Source organism: Hydrogenophaga palleronii, assembly GCF_031457455.1.
Taxonomy (GTDB): Bacteria; Pseudomonadota; Gammaproteobacteria; order Burkholderiales; family Burkholderiaceae_C; genus Hydrogenophaga; species Hydrogenophaga palleronii_A.
In genome coordinates, this window is record NZ_JAVDWU010000002.1 from 525,876 (window position 1) to 541,575 (window position 15,700).

Annotated in this window: 11 protein-coding genes; 6 read left to right on the forward strand and 5 right to left on the reverse strand. The window is 62.0% G+C overall.

The genetic code is table 11. The annotated features are described in order from the left end of the window. Positions 1 to 69 precede the first annotated feature (69 nt). Positions 70 to 1,266, reverse strand: a complete 1,197-nt coding sequence (locus J2W49_RS06935; protein ID WP_310313412.1) for an amino acid aminotransferase — start codon at positions 1,264 to 1,266, stop codon at positions 70 to 72. 182 nt (positions 1,267 to 1,448) lie between these two features. Here J2W49_RS06935 and J2W49_RS06940 point away from each other — a divergent pair, with 182 nt between their 5' ends. Further along, positions 1,449 to 2,570, forward strand: coding sequence for an NAD(P)/FAD-dependent oxidoreductase (locus J2W49_RS06940; protein ID WP_310313415.1), 1,122 nt, complete (start codon positions 1,449 to 1,451; stop codon positions 2,568 to 2,570). Between the two features lie 7 nt (positions 2,571 to 2,577). Here the strand turns inward: J2W49_RS06940 and J2W49_RS06945 are convergent, their stop codons facing one another. Continuing rightward, entirely contained in the window at positions 2,578 to 3,666 is a 1,089-nt protein-coding gene (locus tag J2W49_RS06945) for a quinone-dependent dihydroorotate dehydrogenase (protein WP_310313418.1), read from the reverse strand. Positions 3,667 to 3,706: 40 nt separating this feature from the next. Here J2W49_RS06945 and rpiA point away from each other — a divergent pair, with 40 nt between their 5' ends. Next, positions 3,707 to 4,378: a ribose-5-phosphate isomerase RpiA gene (rpiA, locus tag J2W49_RS06950; RefSeq protein ID WP_310313421.1), complete on the forward strand. Its 672-nt coding sequence runs from the start codon at positions 3,707 to 3,709 to the stop codon at positions 4,376 to 4,378. Positions 4,379 to 4,414: 36 nt separating this feature from the next. On the opposite strand, the gene J2W49_RS06955 is transcribed toward rpiA, so the two are convergent. The 3 genes from J2W49_RS06955 to J2W49_RS06965 form a co-directional block, all read right to left on the reverse strand. Next, positions 4,415 to 5,041 carry a glutaredoxin family protein gene (locus tag J2W49_RS06955; protein ID WP_310313815.1) on the reverse strand — a complete coding sequence of 209 codons (627 nt, stop codon included), beginning with the start codon at positions 5,039 to 5,041 and terminating at the stop codon, positions 4,415 to 4,417. 113 nt (positions 5,042 to 5,154) lie between these two features. After that, positions 5,155 to 7,248, reverse strand: a complete 2,094-nt coding sequence (locus J2W49_RS06960; RefSeq protein WP_310313423.1) for a M3 family metallopeptidase — start codon at positions 7,246 to 7,248, stop codon at positions 5,155 to 5,157. Between the two features lie 68 nt (positions 7,249 to 7,316). Next, complete coding sequence (locus J2W49_RS06965) at positions 7,317 to 7,787, reverse strand: YhbY family RNA-binding protein (protein WP_310313425.1); 471 nt, start codon at positions 7,785 to 7,787, stop codon at positions 7,317 to 7,319. 42 nt (positions 7,788 to 7,829) lie between these two features. On the opposite strand from J2W49_RS06965, the gene J2W49_RS06970 reads away from it, so the two are divergent. The 4 genes from J2W49_RS06970 to purL all read left to right on the forward strand — a co-directional run bounded on the left by J2W49_RS06970 (position 7,830) and on the right by purL (position 15,632). Further along, complete coding sequence (locus J2W49_RS06970; protein WP_310313816.1) at positions 7,830 to 8,516, forward strand: RlmE family RNA methyltransferase; 687 nt, start codon at positions 7,830 to 7,832, stop codon at positions 8,514 to 8,516. Between the two features lie 131 nt (positions 8,517 to 8,647). Next, positions 8,648 to 10,561 carry an ATP-dependent zinc metalloprotease FtsH gene (ftsH, locus tag J2W49_RS06975; RefSeq protein ID WP_310313427.1) on the forward strand — a complete coding sequence of 638 codons (1,914 nt, stop codon included), beginning with the start codon at positions 8,648 to 8,650 and terminating at the stop codon, positions 10,559 to 10,561. Positions 10,562 to 10,627: 66 nt separating this feature from the next. After that, positions 10,628 to 11,473: a dihydropteroate synthase gene (folP, locus tag J2W49_RS06980; protein ID WP_310313431.1), complete on the forward strand. Its 846-nt coding sequence runs from the start codon at positions 10,628 to 10,630 to the stop codon at positions 11,471 to 11,473. A gap of 76 nt (positions 11,474 to 11,549) precedes the next feature. Then, positions 11,550 to 15,632 carry a phosphoribosylformylglycinamidine synthase gene (gene purL, locus J2W49_RS06985; protein WP_310313433.1) on the forward strand — a complete coding sequence of 1,361 codons (4,083 nt, stop codon included), beginning with the start codon at positions 11,550 to 11,552 and terminating at the stop codon, positions 15,630 to 15,632. Positions 15,633 to 15,700 lie beyond the last annotated feature (68 nt).

A 15,700-nucleotide genomic window follows, 5' to 3' on the forward strand; every position in this document is an offset into this window, starting at 1 on the left:
GAAAAAAAGCCCGCACTTCCGGCGGGCTGATGTCTGGTTGGCGAGGCGCAGCGAAGGGCGCTCAGCCCATCAGACCACTTTGGCAATGGCCTGGCAGACGTGATCGATGTTCTTGCTGTTGAGGGCGGCCACACACATTCGACCCGTGTCGGTGCCATACACACCAAATTCCGTCCGGAGCCGGATCATCTGTTCCTTGCTCAGCCCGGAGTAGCTGAACATGCCGATCTGGCTTGTGATGAAGCTCATGTCCTGCTTCACGCCCGCAGCCTTCAGACCATCCACCAGCTTCTGGCGCATGGCCTTGATGCGCACACGCATTTCTGCCAGTTCCTTTTCCCAGATAGCGCGCAGCTCCGGATTGTTGAGAACCGCTGCCACCACGGCACCGCCGTGAATCGGTGGGTTGGAGTAGTTGGTGCGAATGACGATCTTGAGCTGTGAGAGCACCCGCGCGGCTTCATCCTTGTTTTCGCAGAGCACAGACAAGGCGCCCACCCGTTCGCCGTAGAGACTGAAGCTCTTCGAAAAGGACGTCGACACGAAGAAGGTCAGGCCTGCGGCCACGAACTTTCCGATCACCGCACCGTCTTCGGCAATCCCGTGTCCGAAACCCTGGTAAGCCATGTCGAGGAAAGGGGTGAGGCCACGGGCTTTGACCACGGCGATCACCTGGTCCCACTGTTCCGGGGAAATGTCGTAGCCGGTGGGGTTGTGGCAGCAGGCGTGCAACACGACGATGGTGCCCGGGGTGGCTTCGCTGAGGCTGGCCAGCATGCCGTCGAAGTTCACGCCGCGCTTGTCAGCGTCGTAGTAGGTGTAGGACTCGACGGTAAAGCCGGCGTTGCCGAACAGCGCGCGGTGGTTTTCCCAGCTGGGGTCGCTGATCAGCACCTTGGCATCGGGATTGAGTTTCTTCAGGAAATCCGCACCGATCTTCAAGCCGCCTGTGCCGCCGATGGCTTGCACCGTGGCCACCCGGCCGGAAACCACGGGCTCGCTGTCAGCGCCAAACACGAGGCTCTTGACCGCAGCGTCGTATGCGGCGATGCCGTCGATGGGCAAGTAGCCTCGAGCGGCGGGCTTGTCCATCATGGCCTTTTCTGCGGCTTGCACACATTGGAGCAAGGGCAGTTTCCCATTGTCATCAAAGTAGACACCGACACCCAGGTTGACCTTGTTGGGGTTGTCATCACTGGCGAACTGTTCGTTCAGACCAAGGATGGGGTCGCGCGGCGCCATTTCGACGGCTGAGAAGAGGGACATGCTGAAGTTCCGTTGGAGGTGAGACAAGAAGCGAAGCCGCAATTTTACCGATACGGCGGTGTCCGGCGCCGGGCACTTCATGCATTCTCTGCATCTGTAAGATCGGTCAATCCGGAGGCACTTGAGGCATAGGGGTGCCTTTCAGCAAGTTGCCTGGAGGCCTGCCGACCGGAAGACGGAACGTGAACGGAGCGCTTGTGGAACAGGTGGATGTGGTGGTGGTGGGCGCAGGCGTGGTCGGTCTTGCGATTGCAAGGGCCTGGGCCCTGCGCGGGCGCGAGGTGATGGTGCTGGAGCGCGAAGCGGGCATTGGCATGGGGACCAGTTCACGCAACAGCGAAGTCATTCATGCCGGCATTTACTACCCGCCGGGCTCTCTGAAGGCCAGGTTGTGCGTGCAGGGCAGGCAGGCGCTTTACCGGTATTGCGACGAACGTGGCATCCCCTATCAACGATGCGGGAAACTGATCGTGGCCTCAACCACCTCACAACGCGACGCCTTGCCGGATCTGGTGCGGCAAGCTGCCAACAACGGGGTGGATGACCTGGTGGTCGTTTCGCGGGAAGAGGCGCTCGTACTGGAGCCCCATCTGAACTGCATGGGCGCGGTCCTTTCACCCTCCACCGGCATCATCGACAGTCACAGCCTCATGCTCGCCCTGCAGGGCGATCTTGAACAGGCGCAGGGCCTGGTCGTCTGCCACACCTCTGTGTCTGGCTTACGGGCAAACGATGGCGGCATGGAAGTCGTCTGTGCGGACGGAACCCGACTCTGGGCCCGCTGTGTGATCAACGCTGCCGGACTGGGTGCCTGTGCCCTGGCGCAGCAGACGCAGGGTTTGTCGCCCTCGTTCGTACCGCGCGCCTGGTACGCCAAGGGAAGCTACTTCACGCTGGAAGGGCGTTCGCCGTTCAAGCGATTGATCTACCCCGCACCTGAGCCCGATCGACACCTTGCAGGCCTTGGGGTGCATCTGACCATCGACCTCGGCGGGCAGGCCAAATTTGGTCCTGACGTTGAATGGACAGAATCCCCAGACGATCTGCAGGTGGACGCCGTCCGGGGCGAGCGCTTCTACACCGCCGTCAGGCAATACTGGCCCGGGCTGCCTGACGGTGCGCTTCATCCAGGCTATGCAGGCATGCGCCCCAAGATCAGCGGTCCAGGCCAGCCGGCCGCGGACTTTTTGATCCAAGGGCCAGCGACCCACGGCGTGCCGGGTTTGATCAATCTGTTCGGCATCGAGTCGCCCGGCCTCACCAGTTGTCTGGCCATCGCCGAGCACGTGGTCAACCTGCCGTGATCATTGATCAGCGATTGGCGTACCGGGCTTTGATCGCCAGTGCCGACGCCTTCACCAGTACTGCGCCTTTGTAGATCAGGCCCGTGTAGATCTGGACCACATCGGCTCCCGCCTCGATCTTGCTCACGGCATCTTCACCACTGAGGATGCCGCCCACCCCGATGATGGGAAAGCCCTTGCCCAGCCCCGCACGCAGTTGCCGGATCACCTGATTGCTGGCTTGAAGCACTGGGGCACCAGAAAGCCCGCCGGCTTCATCGGCGTGCGGCAGCTTCGCCACCGCATCCCTGCTCAAGGTGGTGTTGGTGGCAATGACGCCCAGCGTGTTGTTGGGGAGGCCCTTGCTGTCTGCACCGTAGCGCAGCAGAGTCTTGGCGATGATCTCGATCTGGGCATCGTCCAGGTCCGGGGCAATTTTCAGGAACACCGGGGTGCGTCGCTCGAAGCGTTGCGCCAGCTGCTCCCGCCGATCCATCACGGCGCCCAGCAAGCTGTCGAGCGCCTGGTCGCTTTGCAGGCTGCGCAGGTTCTGGGTGTTCGGGCTTGAAATGTTGACGGTGACGTAATCGGCATGCGGGTAGACCGCATCCAGGCAGGTCAGGTAGTCGTCCGTGGCACGCTCGATGGGGGTACTGGCGTTCTTGCCAATGTTCAGACCCAGCAGCATGGGAAGCTTGACCCGGGCCTTTCGAAAGCGGGTTTGCTGCACATTGGCCAGAAAAACCTCCAGCCCTTCGTTGTTGAAACCCAGGCGGTTGATCAGCGCGTGGGCCTCTGGCAGTCTGAACATGCGCGGTCGGGGATTGCCCGGTTGCGCTTTGGGGGTGACGGTGCCCACCTCCACGAAACCGAACCCCATGGCCGCCAAGCCGTCGATGCAGCGGGCGTTTTTGTCCAACCCCGCTGCGAGCCCAACCCGGTTGGGGAAGGTAAGGCCGGCCAATGAGATGGGGTCGTCCACGCGGCCTTCACCGTACAGGCAAGTCAGGGGTGAGTGCTGAAATCTGGCGATGGCACCGATTGTCAACTCGTGCGCCGCTTCAGGGTCCATGCTGAAAAGGAAGGGGCGGGTCAAGGCGTAGGGCAGCAAGGACATTGGATAATCAAACGTTTAGTTTCTAGCGCGATTGTCTCAAATGACCCAAGACGAACTCAAAACCCTGGTTGGCCAGGCGGCCCTGAAGTATGTGCAGCCCGGCGAAGTTATCGGGGTGGGCACCGGTTCAACGGTCAACAAGTTCATTGACGCGCTCGCCACCATGCGCGACCACATTCCAGGTGCTGTCTCCAGTTCAGAGGCCACCACGGCCCGGCTCAAGGCGCTGGGCATTCCGGTGTTTGAAGCGAACGATGTGGGTGAACTGGCCGTCTACATCGACGGGGCCGACGAAATTGATGAGCGTGGCCACATGGTCAAAGGCGGTGGTGCTGCCCTGACGCGGGAAAAGATCGTTGCCGCCCAGTCGCGGTTGTTTGTCTGCATTGCAGACGAATCCAAGCTTGTGAAAGTGCTGGGCACATTTCCGCTGCCTGTCGAAGTGATTCCCATGGCCGCAGAACGCCTGAAGCGCCAGTTTGCAGAAAAGGGCGGCCAGGCCGCCATTCGGCTCAAGGACGGTTCGCCCCTGGTGACAGACAACGGCCAATTCATTCTCGACGTGACCGGCCTGCAGATCCATGATCCGCGGGCATTTGAGGCCGAGGTGAGTCAATGGCCCGGCGTGGTCACGGTGGGCGTGTTTGCCTACCAGAAGGCCGGGGTCTGTCTGCTGGGCACGGCGACTGGCGTGAGAACGCTGGCGTTCTGAGGCTCAACGCCAGCGCATCCATACAACCCCGAAGGGTCAGAACCGGATACCAGAGGGGTTGCTCACCGGGGGCGTGACCGGCACCGCAGGTTCAGGGCTGGCGGGCGGGGCACCGTCGGCGGGAGGCGTTGTGGCCCGTTCAGCAGCCGTCGGTGATGCCGCCTGGGTACTCACCAGCGGACTGGGTTCTGGCCGGCGGTAGCCCGCCGGCAGCGCCGACTGGGCGGGGTACCCGGCTGCATTGAGAAACTGGGTCCACTCAGCGTCCGAGTAACCCTTGAGTTGCTGACTGCCAATGGTCAAGAGGGGCAACGAAGCGTCTCCACTCAACCGTTTCAGGGCGTCGGCGTCATTGGCTGACGAGACGGTCTTTTCGGTGTATGGAATGCCCCTGCCGTTGAGCAGATTGCGTCCGCTGTTGCACGGGGCGCAATCTGCGCTTGTGTAGAGCGTGACAGGATAGCGGCTGACCACCTGCCGCAGCGTATAGGGCAACTGAGCATTGCCGGCGGCCGACGGGCCTGTCGCAGCAGGTGCGCGAGGGGCAGCATCTGCTGCAGGCGGCTGGTCCGAAAACGTGACACGGCCGTCCGGGCCCACGATCCGGTACACGCCTTGCGCGAGCACTGGCGCTACGGCCATGGCAAGCAGCACGCCTGCCATTCGCCTGCCCCAGGCAGGTGCAGACTTGGTAGTGTTGTGCGAAGCAAACGGAACGACGTTCATCTCAACTCCTTGGATCAAATGCCTGGGGTTCTGGACCACCTGTTCGGCCATCATGCCATGCCCTGATGCCGCATCAGCGCATCAATGCTGGGCTCGCGGCCCCGGAACGCCTTGAAGGATTCCATGGCCGGGCGGCTTCCTCCCGCTTCCAGTATGGCTTGCCGGTAGCGCCGGCCCGTGGCCACATCCAGGGTGTTGTGGCCGCTGGCCTGGGCCGCCTCTTCAAAAGCGGCGTACGCGTCGGAGGACAGCACCTCGGCCCATTTGTAGCTGTAGTAGCCGGCCGAATAGCCGCCAGCAAAAATGTGGCTGAAGGTGTTGGGTGTGCGGCTGTAGGGTGGGGGATTCAGCACAGCCACTTCATCCCTGACCTGCTGCTGCAGCGCCTGAATGGCTTCAGGGCTGGTCGCGGGCTCAGGCAGGCTGTGCAGAAGCATGTCGAACAACGAGAACTCCACCTGGCGCAGGGTTTGCAGACCGCTTTGGTAATTCTTCGCGGCCAGCATCTTGTCAAAAAGCGCGCGCGGCAATGGCTCGCCAGTGTCCACGTGAGCAGTCATGTGCTTGAGCACATCCCATTCCCAGCAAAAATTTTCCATGAACTGGCTGGGCAGTTCCACCGCATCCCATTCCACGCCGCTGATGCCGGACACGTCGCGTTCGTTGACCTGCGTGAGCATGTGATGCAAGCCGTGCCCGAACTCGTGGAACAGCGTGATCACGTCATCGTGGGTCAACAGGGCAGGGCGCACGACCCCGTCCACTTCAACGCCTTCCGCGAAGTTGCAAACCAGGTGAGCCACTGGCGTTTGCAGTGTGCCCGTGTCGGGGCGCAGCCAACGGGCCCGCACGTCGTCCATCCAGGCGCCGCCGCGCTTGCCTGTTCGCGCTGAGGGGTCCAGATAGAACTGCCCAACCAGCTGAGTCCCTTCCGGGCTTTGGCGTTCGATCCGGTAGAAGGCCACGCCGTCATTCCAGACAGGTGCGGAATCGGGCCGGATGGCCACTTCAAACAAGGTCTCGACGATCTGGAACAAGCCTGCCAGCACCTTGGGTGCGGTGAAGTACGGTTTGACTTCCTGTTCGCTGAAGGCGTAGCGCGCCTCCTTGAGCTTTTCGCCGATATAGGGCCAATCCCATGCCTGGGGATCGGGCAGGCTGAGCTCGGAGGCGGCAAAAGCACGCAGGTCGGCCAGGTCCTTTTCCGCGAATGGGCGGGACTTGACTGCCAAGTCACGCAGGAACGCGATCACCTGTTCAGGTGATTCGGCCATCTTGGGCACCAGGGAAACGTCCGCGTGGTGCCTGTAGCCCAGCAACTGCGCTTCTTCGTGCCTCAGACTCAGGAGTTCGCCCATGATGGCGCCGTTGTCGAACTTGATAGCCTCGCCTGAAGCCTGGTCGCTGGCCCGGGTGACATAGGCACGATACAGCGTTTCACGCAATTGGCTGCTGTGGGCGAACTGCATGACTGGCAGGTAGCAGGGCATCTTCAGCGTGAGCTTGTGCCCTGTCTTGCCCTCTGCCAGCGCCGCCGAAGCGGTTGCCTGGACCACATCGTCCGGCACGCCAGCCATTTCGTCTGCCGTCGCGAAGTAGGCAAAGGCGTCTGTGGCATCCAGGGCGTTTTCGCTGAATTTCTGAGCAAGCTCTGCCTGCCGTTCCTGCAGCCAGGCAAACCGGGTTTTGGCGTCACCTGTCAGATCGGCGCCACCGAGCACAAAGCCCCGCAAGGCATTCTTGTGTGCCTGGGCCTGCTCAGGCGTCAAGGTGCCGGGATCCATGGCCTTGTATTTTGCGTATAGGCGTTCGTCCGCCCCCAGACGGGTCCAGAACTCGGTCACCTTGGGCAGGGACGCGTTGTAGGCGGCGCGGAGTTCAGGGGTGTCTGCCACGCTGTTGAGATGGCTCACCGCGCCCCAGGCGCGGGACAGTCTCTCGGCCGGTACGTCCAGTGTCTTTGACAGGAGTTCCCATTTGGCCGGGAAGGACGCTGCCGTCACGGTTTCCAGTGCCTCGCTCGCCGCCTGAATCAGCTGGTCCACGGCGGGTCCCACGCAAGCTGGCGTGATGAGGTCGAACCGGGGCAAGTCAAGGAAGTCGAGCAGAGGATTGCCTTCTGCTTGGGCAGTGTTTGCGTTCATGCGGCCTCAGATTGGCTCGGGGACGGAAGATTCAAGGTATCAGCGAGGGACCCGTCAGTGATAACGGGCTACTGGGCGGACTTCTTGATGCTTTTTTTGACGACCTTGGCCCGCTTGACCTGACCACCTGTGGTGAGGCGCTGGTTGCCCAGCACCCTGACCACTTTCACTTCTGGCCGCTGACCCCCGCGTTTGCTGAATTTCAGCACTTTCACATCACGTGGACCGGGCTTGCGGTCTTCGTCAACGACTTTGACCTTCTCCGGCATCTCGCGCCACAACACCAGCAATTTGCCGATGTGCTGGATCGGTGCAGCATTGAGCTCTTCGGTCAGTGTCTGCAGCATGGACTCTCTGGCGGCCCGGTCGTCACTGAACACCCTCACCTTGATGAGGCCATGGGCGGTCAGCGCGGCGTCGACCTCTTTTTTGACCGCCGGGCTAAGACCGTCGCCTCCAACGAGCACGACAGGGTCGAGGTGGTGTGCATCGGCACGGTGGAGTTTGCGCTGGGCTGGAGTGAGTGTGATCTGGGGCATGGGACAATTATCGTTTAGTCAGCCTGAGAGCGCCCCATGGGAATGAAAGTCAAGTCGCAGAGCAAGAAGATCAACAAGGCGTGGCTCAATCAACATGTCAACGACCCCTATGTGCGTCTGGCCAAAAAAGACGGCTATCGAGCCCGTGCGGCCTACAAGCTCAAGGAAATTGACGAAACGCTGGGATTGATCCACCCAGGGGATTGCGTCGTCGATCTGGGGTCGACGCCAGGGGCGTGGAGCCAGTACGTCCGTCGCCGCCTGAGCCCGGAGGGGGCAGCGGTCGGAGAGCTGCAAGGACACATCATCGCGCTTGACATGCTGCCCATGGACCCTGTCGAGGGCGTGCAGTTCATCCAGGGTGACTTTCGGGAGGCGAGTGTGCTGACCGAACTTGAGGCGGCATTGGTCGAAAAGGGCGTCCAGGAAGTTGACGTGGTGGTGTCTGACATGGCGCCGAATCTTTCAGGCATTGGCTCTGCGGATGCCGCCCGCATCACCGACCTGGTGGAGCTGGCGGTGGACTTTTCGGTGCGCCATCTGAAAAAGGATGGCGCGCTGGTGGTCAAACTGTTCCACGGCGGAGCCTACGATCCGATGGTTGCCCTGTTTCGCCAGCGCTTCAAATCGGTCAAGACCTTCAAGCCCAAGGCGTCACGCGACAAGTCTTCAGAAACCTTTTTGGTTGGTCTGGGTCTCAAGCCTGTGCAGGTCGTTTCCGACTCGTGAGTCGTGCACAAAACATTTCCTAACCCCTTGATTGACATTGCCAAGTCATATATCAGGGGCATTGCAGCTTGAAAGTCCTAAAATGGGCTCAACATGCACATCTCTGAATTCCTTTTTGCCAGGAGCTGCACTTGAATAACCAGTGGTTCTCGAAAATCGCCGTGTGGATGGTCATCGCCATGGTGCTTTTCACCGTCTTCAAGCAGTTCGACGGCCGGGCGGTGGCAGGCGCCGGCTATATGGGCTATTCGGAGTTCATTGACGAAGTCAAGGCCCAGCGCATCAAGAGCGCCACCATCCAGGAAGGCCAAGGGGGCACCGAGATCGTTGCTATCACCCAGGATGACCGCCGCGTGCGCACCACGGCCACCTCGCTGGACCGTGGTCTGGTGGGCGACCTGATCAACAACAACGTCAAATTCGACGTTCGCCCTCGCGAAGAGGGTTCGCTGCTGATGACCCTGTTGGTCAGCTGGGGTCCCATGCTGCTGCTGATCGGCGTGTGGATCTACTTCATGCGGCAGATGCAGGGCGGTGGCAAGGGCGGCGCGTTCAGCTTTGGCAAGAGCAAGGCCCGCATGCTCGACGAAAACAACAACACGGTCACGTTCGCGGACGTCGCCGGCTGTGACGAGGCCAAGGAAGAGGTGAAGGAGGTGGTGGACTTCCTGAAGGATCCGGCCAAGTTTCAGAAGCTCGGTGGCCGCATTCCGCGCGGGCTGTTGCTCGTGGGCCCTCCTGGCACAGGCAAAACCCTGCTGGCCAAGGGTATTGCGGGCGAAGCCAAGGTGCCGTTTTTCAGCATTTCGGGTTCAGACTTCGTGGAAATGTTTGTCGGCGTGGGCGCAGCCCGTGTGCGCGACATGTTCGAAAACGCCAAGAAAAACGCTCCCTGCATTATTTTCATTGACGAAATCGATGCCGTGGGCCGCCAACGCGGCGCTGGCCTGGGTGGTGGCAACGACGAGCGCGAGCAGACCCTGAACCAGATGCTGGTCGAGATGGACGGTTTCGAGACCAATCTGGGTGTGATCGTGGTGGCAGCCACCAACCGCCCGGACATTCTGGATGCGGCCTTGCTGCGCCCTGGACGCTTTGACCGGCAGGTTTACGTCACGTTGCCCGATATCCGTGGCCGCGAGCAGATTCTGAATGTGCACATGCGCAAGGTCCCGCTGGGTACCGACGTAAACCCGAGCGTGATCGCCCGTGGCACACCCGGCATGAGCGGCGCCGACCTGGCGAACCTGTGCAATGAAGCGGCATTGATGGCCGCCCGCCGCAACGCCCGCGTGGTGGAAATGCAGGATTTCGAAAAAGCCAAGGACAAGATCTTCATGGGCCCCGAGCGCAAGAGCATGGTCATGCCGGAAGAGGAACGCCGCAACACGGCGTACCACGAGTCGGGCCATGCCCTGATCGGCAAGCTGTTGCCCAAGTGCGATCCGGTCCACAAAGTCACCATCATTCCGCGCGGTCGCGCGCTGGGCGTGACCATGAGCTTGCCGGCTCAGGATCGGTACAGCTACGACAAGGACTACATGCTGAACCAGATCAGCATGCTGTTCGGTGGCCGCATTGCCGAAGAAGTGTTCATGAACCAGATGACCACGGGTGCCAGCAACGACTTCGAGCGCGCGACCACCATTGCCCGTGACATGGTGATGCGCTACGGCATGACCGATGCGCTGGGACCGATGGTTTACGCCGAAAACGAGGGCGAGGTGTTCCTGGGCCGCTCGGTGACCAAGACCACCAACATGAGCGAGTCGACCATGCAGAAGGTGGACGCTGAGGTGCGCCGCATCATCGATGCACAGTACAAACTGGCGCGCGACCTGATCGAGAGCAACAGCGACAAGATGCACGCCATGGCCAAGGCCTTGCTCGAATGGGAAACGATCGACGCCGAGCAGATCGACGACATCATGGCGGGCAAACCACCCCGTCCTCCCAAGGACTGGACGCCCCGGAACCCATCGGTGGGTGGTGGTGGCAACGGTACGCCTCCGGTCGCACCCGATCCGGCGCCGACGGCAGCCTGATCGTTCGTTGGGCGTTTTCGTGATCTCAGACGGGGCTTCGGCCCCGTTTGCTTTTGGGACAGCAACATGCATTGGCAGACCAGCCGATTCGATATTGATCTGACGAAACCCAGGGTGATGGGTATCGTCAATGTGACGCCAGACTCTTTTTCCGATGGCGGGCTGTACGCGACGACATCCACTGCCCTGCAATGGTGTGAAAGGCTCCTCAAGGAAGGCGCGGACATGCTGGACATTGGTGGCGAGTCCACCCGGCCGGGTGCACCGGCGGTCTCGCTGGCGGACGAACTGGACCGAGTGCTTCCCGTGGTGCAGTCGGCGGTGCAACTGGGCGTACCCATTTCGGTGGACACCTACAAACCCGAGGTGATGCGCGCGGTGCTCGATGCTGGCGCCGATGCAATCAACGATGTGTGGGCGCTTCGCCGACCAGGGGCGCTTCAGGTCGTGGCGGAGCATGCGCGCTGTGGCGTGTGCCTGATGCACATGCACCGCGATCCCCAGACCATGCAGGTGGCGCCAATGGCGGGGGACGTGGTGGCTCCCGTGCTCGAATTTCTGCGCACTCGTGCAGACGCGCTGTTGGGTTTGGGGGTGGATCGGCAGCGGATTGTGGTGGATCCCGGGGTGGGTTTTGGGAAAACGGTGGAACAGAACTTCAGCTTGCTGGCGCAGCAGCAAAACCTTTTGACGATGGGCTTTCCTGTGCTGGCGGCCTGGTCGCGCAAGTCTTCGTTGGGTGCGGTGACGAACCGTGAACGCCCTGCTGATCGCATTGCGGCCAGTGAAGCGGCAGCGCTGATGGCAGTTGAGCGGGGAGCCCGCATCGTGCGTGTTCACGACGTGGCGCAGACGGTGGACGCCCTGAAGGTCTGGCAGGCGGTGCAGGAGGCAACCACCTCTTCGCCTTGAATGGGGGCTCAGCGCGCAGAGATAAAATTGGCGCTTTCCTCCCCCAACGGGATCACTCAGCCCATAGGCCTCCATCGTGACCTTGTCCCTGTGTTTCTTCGATGGCGGCAATGCCATCAGCGTTTTCAAAGTCCAGCAACTCCTACCCCGCCTGCAGGGCATTTCAGACAAGATTTCAGGCCTGACAGCGCGTTTTGTGCACCTGGCCTCGTTTGTCGAACCGCCGACCGACGCGACGCTTGAACGCCTTCGCGAGTTGCTGGCTTACGGCGATCCATGCGCCGAAGCACACGCCCAGGCCGAGAAGGCTGGCGCTGCGGCCATCCTGGTGATGCCTCGACTCGGAACCGTGTCGCCCTGGGCCTCCAAGGCGACCGATATTGCGCACAACTGCGGGTTGCAGGTAAAGCGGGTAGAGCGCCTGGTGGAGTACCGCATTCAGCTCAAGTCGGGCCTCCTGGGCAAGGGGCGGCTGTCAGAGGAGCAGCTTCGCGCCGTGGCCGACCTGCTGCATGACCGCATGACCGAGGCGGTCACGACCGAGAGAAAGCAGGCTGAAGCCCTGTTCACGGAGCTTCATCCGGCGCCCATGGAACAGGTGGACGTGCTCGGTGGGGGCAGGGCTGCTCTGGAAGCCGCCAACCAAGCCTGGGGTCTGGCGCTGGCAGATGACGAGATCGACTACCTTGTGAATGCCTTCCACGGTTTGAAGCGCAACCCCACCGATGTGGAGTTGATGATGTTCGCGCAGGCCAACAGCGAGCATTGCCGGCACAAGATCTTCAACGCCGAATTCACCGTGGATGGCGTGGCTCAGGACAAGAGCCTGTTCGGCATGATCCGCCACACCCACCAGACGAATCCGCAACACACCATCGTGGCGTATTCCGACAACGCCTCCATCATGGAGGGCAGTGCCGTCGAACGTTTTGTGGCCCGTGCGGGCAGCAACGAAGCGCCTGCCTATGCGGCCGAGGCTGCCGTGCACCATGTGCTGATGAAGGTGGAGACGCACAACCACCCCACCGCCATTTCACCTTTTCCGGGTGCAGCCACCGGCGCGGGCGGTGAAATTCGGGACGAAGGCGCCACCGGGCGGGGTTCCAAGCCCAAGGCGGGTCTGACGGGCTTCACCGTGTCCAAACTCTGGGGCGGCGCAAGTGATCGGGCCGGCGGCAAGCCGGAGCACATTGCCAGCCCCTTGCAGATCATGACCGAGGGTCCGCTGGGCGGCGCGGCTTTCAACAACGAGTTTGGCCGGCCGAACCTGCTCGGGTATTTCCGGGAATACGAACAGACGGTGGGGGGCGTGAATCGTGGGTACCACAAGCCCATCATGATCGCGGGCGGCCTGGGTGTGATCGATGCCCAGCTCACGAAGAAAATCGACTTTCCCGCCGGCAGCTTGTTGATCCAGCTCGGCGGCCCGGGCATGAAGATCGGCATGGGCGGAGGCGCTGCCAGCTCCATGGCCAGTGGCACCAATGCAGCCTCATTGGATTTCGACTCCGTACAGCGTGGCAATCCCGAGATCGAGCGCCGCGCGCAAGAGGTGATCAACCATTGCTGGGCACAGGGCGCTGACAATCCCATTCTGTTCATTCACGACGTGGGTGCGGGCGGCCTCTCGAATGCCTTCCCCGAACTCACCAACGATGCCGGTCGGGGCGCGCGTTTTGACCTGCGGGCCGTGCCACTTGAGGAGTCGGGGCTGGCACCCAAGGAGATCTGGTGCAACGAAAGCCAGGAGCGTTATGTGCTGGCCATTGCGCCGGAGTCGCTGCCGCGGTTCCGCGCGTTCTGTGAGCGTGAGCGCTGCCCCTTCTCTGTGGTCGGGGTGGCCACTGAGGAGCGGCATCTGTTCGTGGGCAACGAAGACGTCGTGCGCCGCGCCGGGCCGCCCCAAGCAAGCACAGCCCCCTCGGGGGGCAGCGAACCACACGAAGTGGGGAGCGTGGGGGCTGCAGTCGACATGCCCATGGATGTGCTGCTGGGTAAACCACCCAAGATGCACCGCGATGTGAAGTCGGTGGCGCGCGAAGCCGCTCCCATGGACCTCACGGGTGTGGATCTGCAGCAGGCGGTCATCAATGTGTTCAGCCACCCGACGGTGGCGTCAAAGCGGTTTTTGATCACCATTGGCGACCGAACTGTGGGGGGCTTGTCTCACCGCGACCAGATGGTGGGACCCTGGCAGGTTCCTGTGGCCGACTGCGCCGTGACCCTGGCCGATTTTTCGGGCTTTGCTGGCGAAGCCATGAGCATGGGCGAACGCACGCCGCTGGCTGCGCTGAATGCACCGGCATCGGGTCGCATGGCGGTGGCCGAGGCCATCACCAATCTGCTGGCGGCGCCCATTGAATTGTCACGCGTGAAGCTGTCAGCCAACTGGATGGCGGCCTGCGGTGAGCCGGGGGAGGATGCCGACCTGTATGCCACCGTGCGTGCAGTGGGCATGGAGCTCTGTCCGGCCCTGGGCATTTCCATTCCGGTGGGCAAGGACAGCCTCTCCATGCGCACCCAGTGGCAGCACGGCGGCGCGTCGCACAAGGTGACGTCCCCTGTCAGCCTGATTGTCAGCGGCTTTGCCACCCTGGCGGACGTGCGCGGCACGCTCACACCTGTTCTCAACAGCGAACTGGAGGACACCACGCTGGTGCTCATCGATCTGGGCAAAGGCCAGAACCGCATGGGGGGCAGCATCCTTGGGCAGGTGCTGGGTCAGTTCGGCGATGCCGTGCCTGACCTTGATGACCCGCAGGACCTGGTCAATCTGGTGAATGCCGTCAATGCGCTGCGCTCGCAGGGGCGGGTGCTGGCTTACCACGATCGAAGCGACGGCGGGCTGATCAGCACGGTGGCTGAAATGGCGTTCGCTGGTCATGTGGGCGTGTCCCTCAACGTCGACCTTCTGGTGACCGAAGGCGATGGCATCAGCGACAGCCGGGCAGATCACGGCGATGCGAAGAACTGGGCGGGGCAGGTGAGCGCCCGGCGCGAAGAACTCACGCTCAAGGCCCTGTTCAGCGAAGAACTGGGTGTGGTGCTGCAGGTGCCTACCGCCCTCCGCAACGAGGTCATGCAGGTACTGCGCGATCATGGTCTTTCCAGGCACAGCCACTTCATCGGCAAGACCCGCCCGCTGTCCTCGGCCATGGATGCGGGCAAAGGACAGTTGCAGGTGTGGCGCGACACGAAACCTGTTTTCAGCGCCAGCCTGCAAGACCTGCATCAGGTCTGGGACAGCGTGAGCTGGCGCATCAACCAGCAACGCGACAACCCGGTTTGCGCCGACTCGGAGCATGCAGCGGCCGGTCAGCCCGACGATCCGGGGCTGCATGTTGCACTCACGTTTGATCCGGCCGAGGACGTGGCGGCCCCGTTCCTGAACCTGGCGCGGCCTCGTGTGGCCATTCTGCGGGAGCAAGGCGTGAACTCGCACGTGGAGATGGCATATGCATTCTCACAGGCCGGATTTGAGGCCTTTGATGTGCACATGACAGATCTGCAGAATGGCCGCGCGAAACTGGTGGATTTCAAGGGCGTGGTCGCGTGTGGCGGTTTCAGCTATGGCGACACGCTCGGGGCCGGCATTGGCTGGGCCCGCAGCATCACTTTCAACCCGGCGCTGGCCGATCAGTTCAAGGGTTTTTTTGCGAGGCCAGACACATTCGGTCTGGGCGTTTGCAACGGCTGCCAGATGTTTGCCGAACTGGCCGACATCATCCCGGGCGCAGAAGCATGGCCGCGCTTCACGACCAACCAGAGCGAACGGTTTGAAGCCCGTTTGTCGATGGTCGAAGTGCTCGACTCGCCCAGCCTGTTCCTGCAAGGCATGGCAGGCAGCCGGTTGCCGATCGCGGTGGCGCATGGTGAAGGGTTTGCCAACTTTGCCTACCGTGGCAACGAGACCAAAGCCTTGACAGCCATGCGCTTCGTGGACAACAGCGGGGCAGCGACCGAGCGCTACCCCTTCAACCCGAACGGCAGTCCCGGTGGCCTGACAGCCGTGACCACGGCCGATGGCCGGTTCACCGCCATGATGCCGCACCCCGAACGGGTGTTTCGCAACATCCAGATGAGCTGGACCAGCGGTGATCCGGCGGCCTACAGCCCATGGATGCGCATCTGGCGCAATGCGCGCAAATGGGTGGGGTAGGTCTCGAGAAGGCCTCACCGTCCTGCTAGCATCGCGGCCACCACAACCACGCCGCGCAGCGGCTTATG

Coding starts and splice junctions, on each gene's coding strand:
- J2W49_RS06935 (WP_310313412.1), bottom strand. CDS start 1,266: ATGTCCCTCTTCTCAGCCGTCGAAATGGCGCCGCGCGACCCCATCCTT.
- J2W49_RS06945 (WP_310313418.1), bottom strand. CDS start 3,666: ATGTCCTTGCTGCCCTACGCCTTGACCCGCCCCTTCCTTTTCAGCATG.
- rpiA (WP_310313421.1), top strand. CDS start 3,707: ATGACCCAAGACGAACTCAAAACCCTGGTTGGCCAGGCGGCCCTGAAG.
- J2W49_RS06955 (WP_310313815.1), bottom strand. CDS start 5,041: ATGGCAGGCGTGCTGCTTGCCATGGCCGTAGCGCCAGTGCTCGCGCAA.
- J2W49_RS06960 (WP_310313423.1), bottom strand. CDS start 7,248: ATGAACGCAAACACTGCCCAAGCAGAAGGCAATCCTCTGCTCGACTTC.
- J2W49_RS06965 (WP_310313425.1), bottom strand. CDS start 7,787: ATGCCCCAGATCACACTCACTCCAGCCCAGCGCAAACTCCACCGTGCC.
- J2W49_RS06970 (WP_310313816.1), top strand. CDS start 7,830: ATGAAAGTCAAGTCGCAGAGCAAGAAGATCAACAAGGCGTGGCTCAAT.
- folP (WP_310313431.1), top strand. CDS start 10,628: ATGCATTGGCAGACCAGCCGATTCGATATTGATCTGACGAAACCCAGG.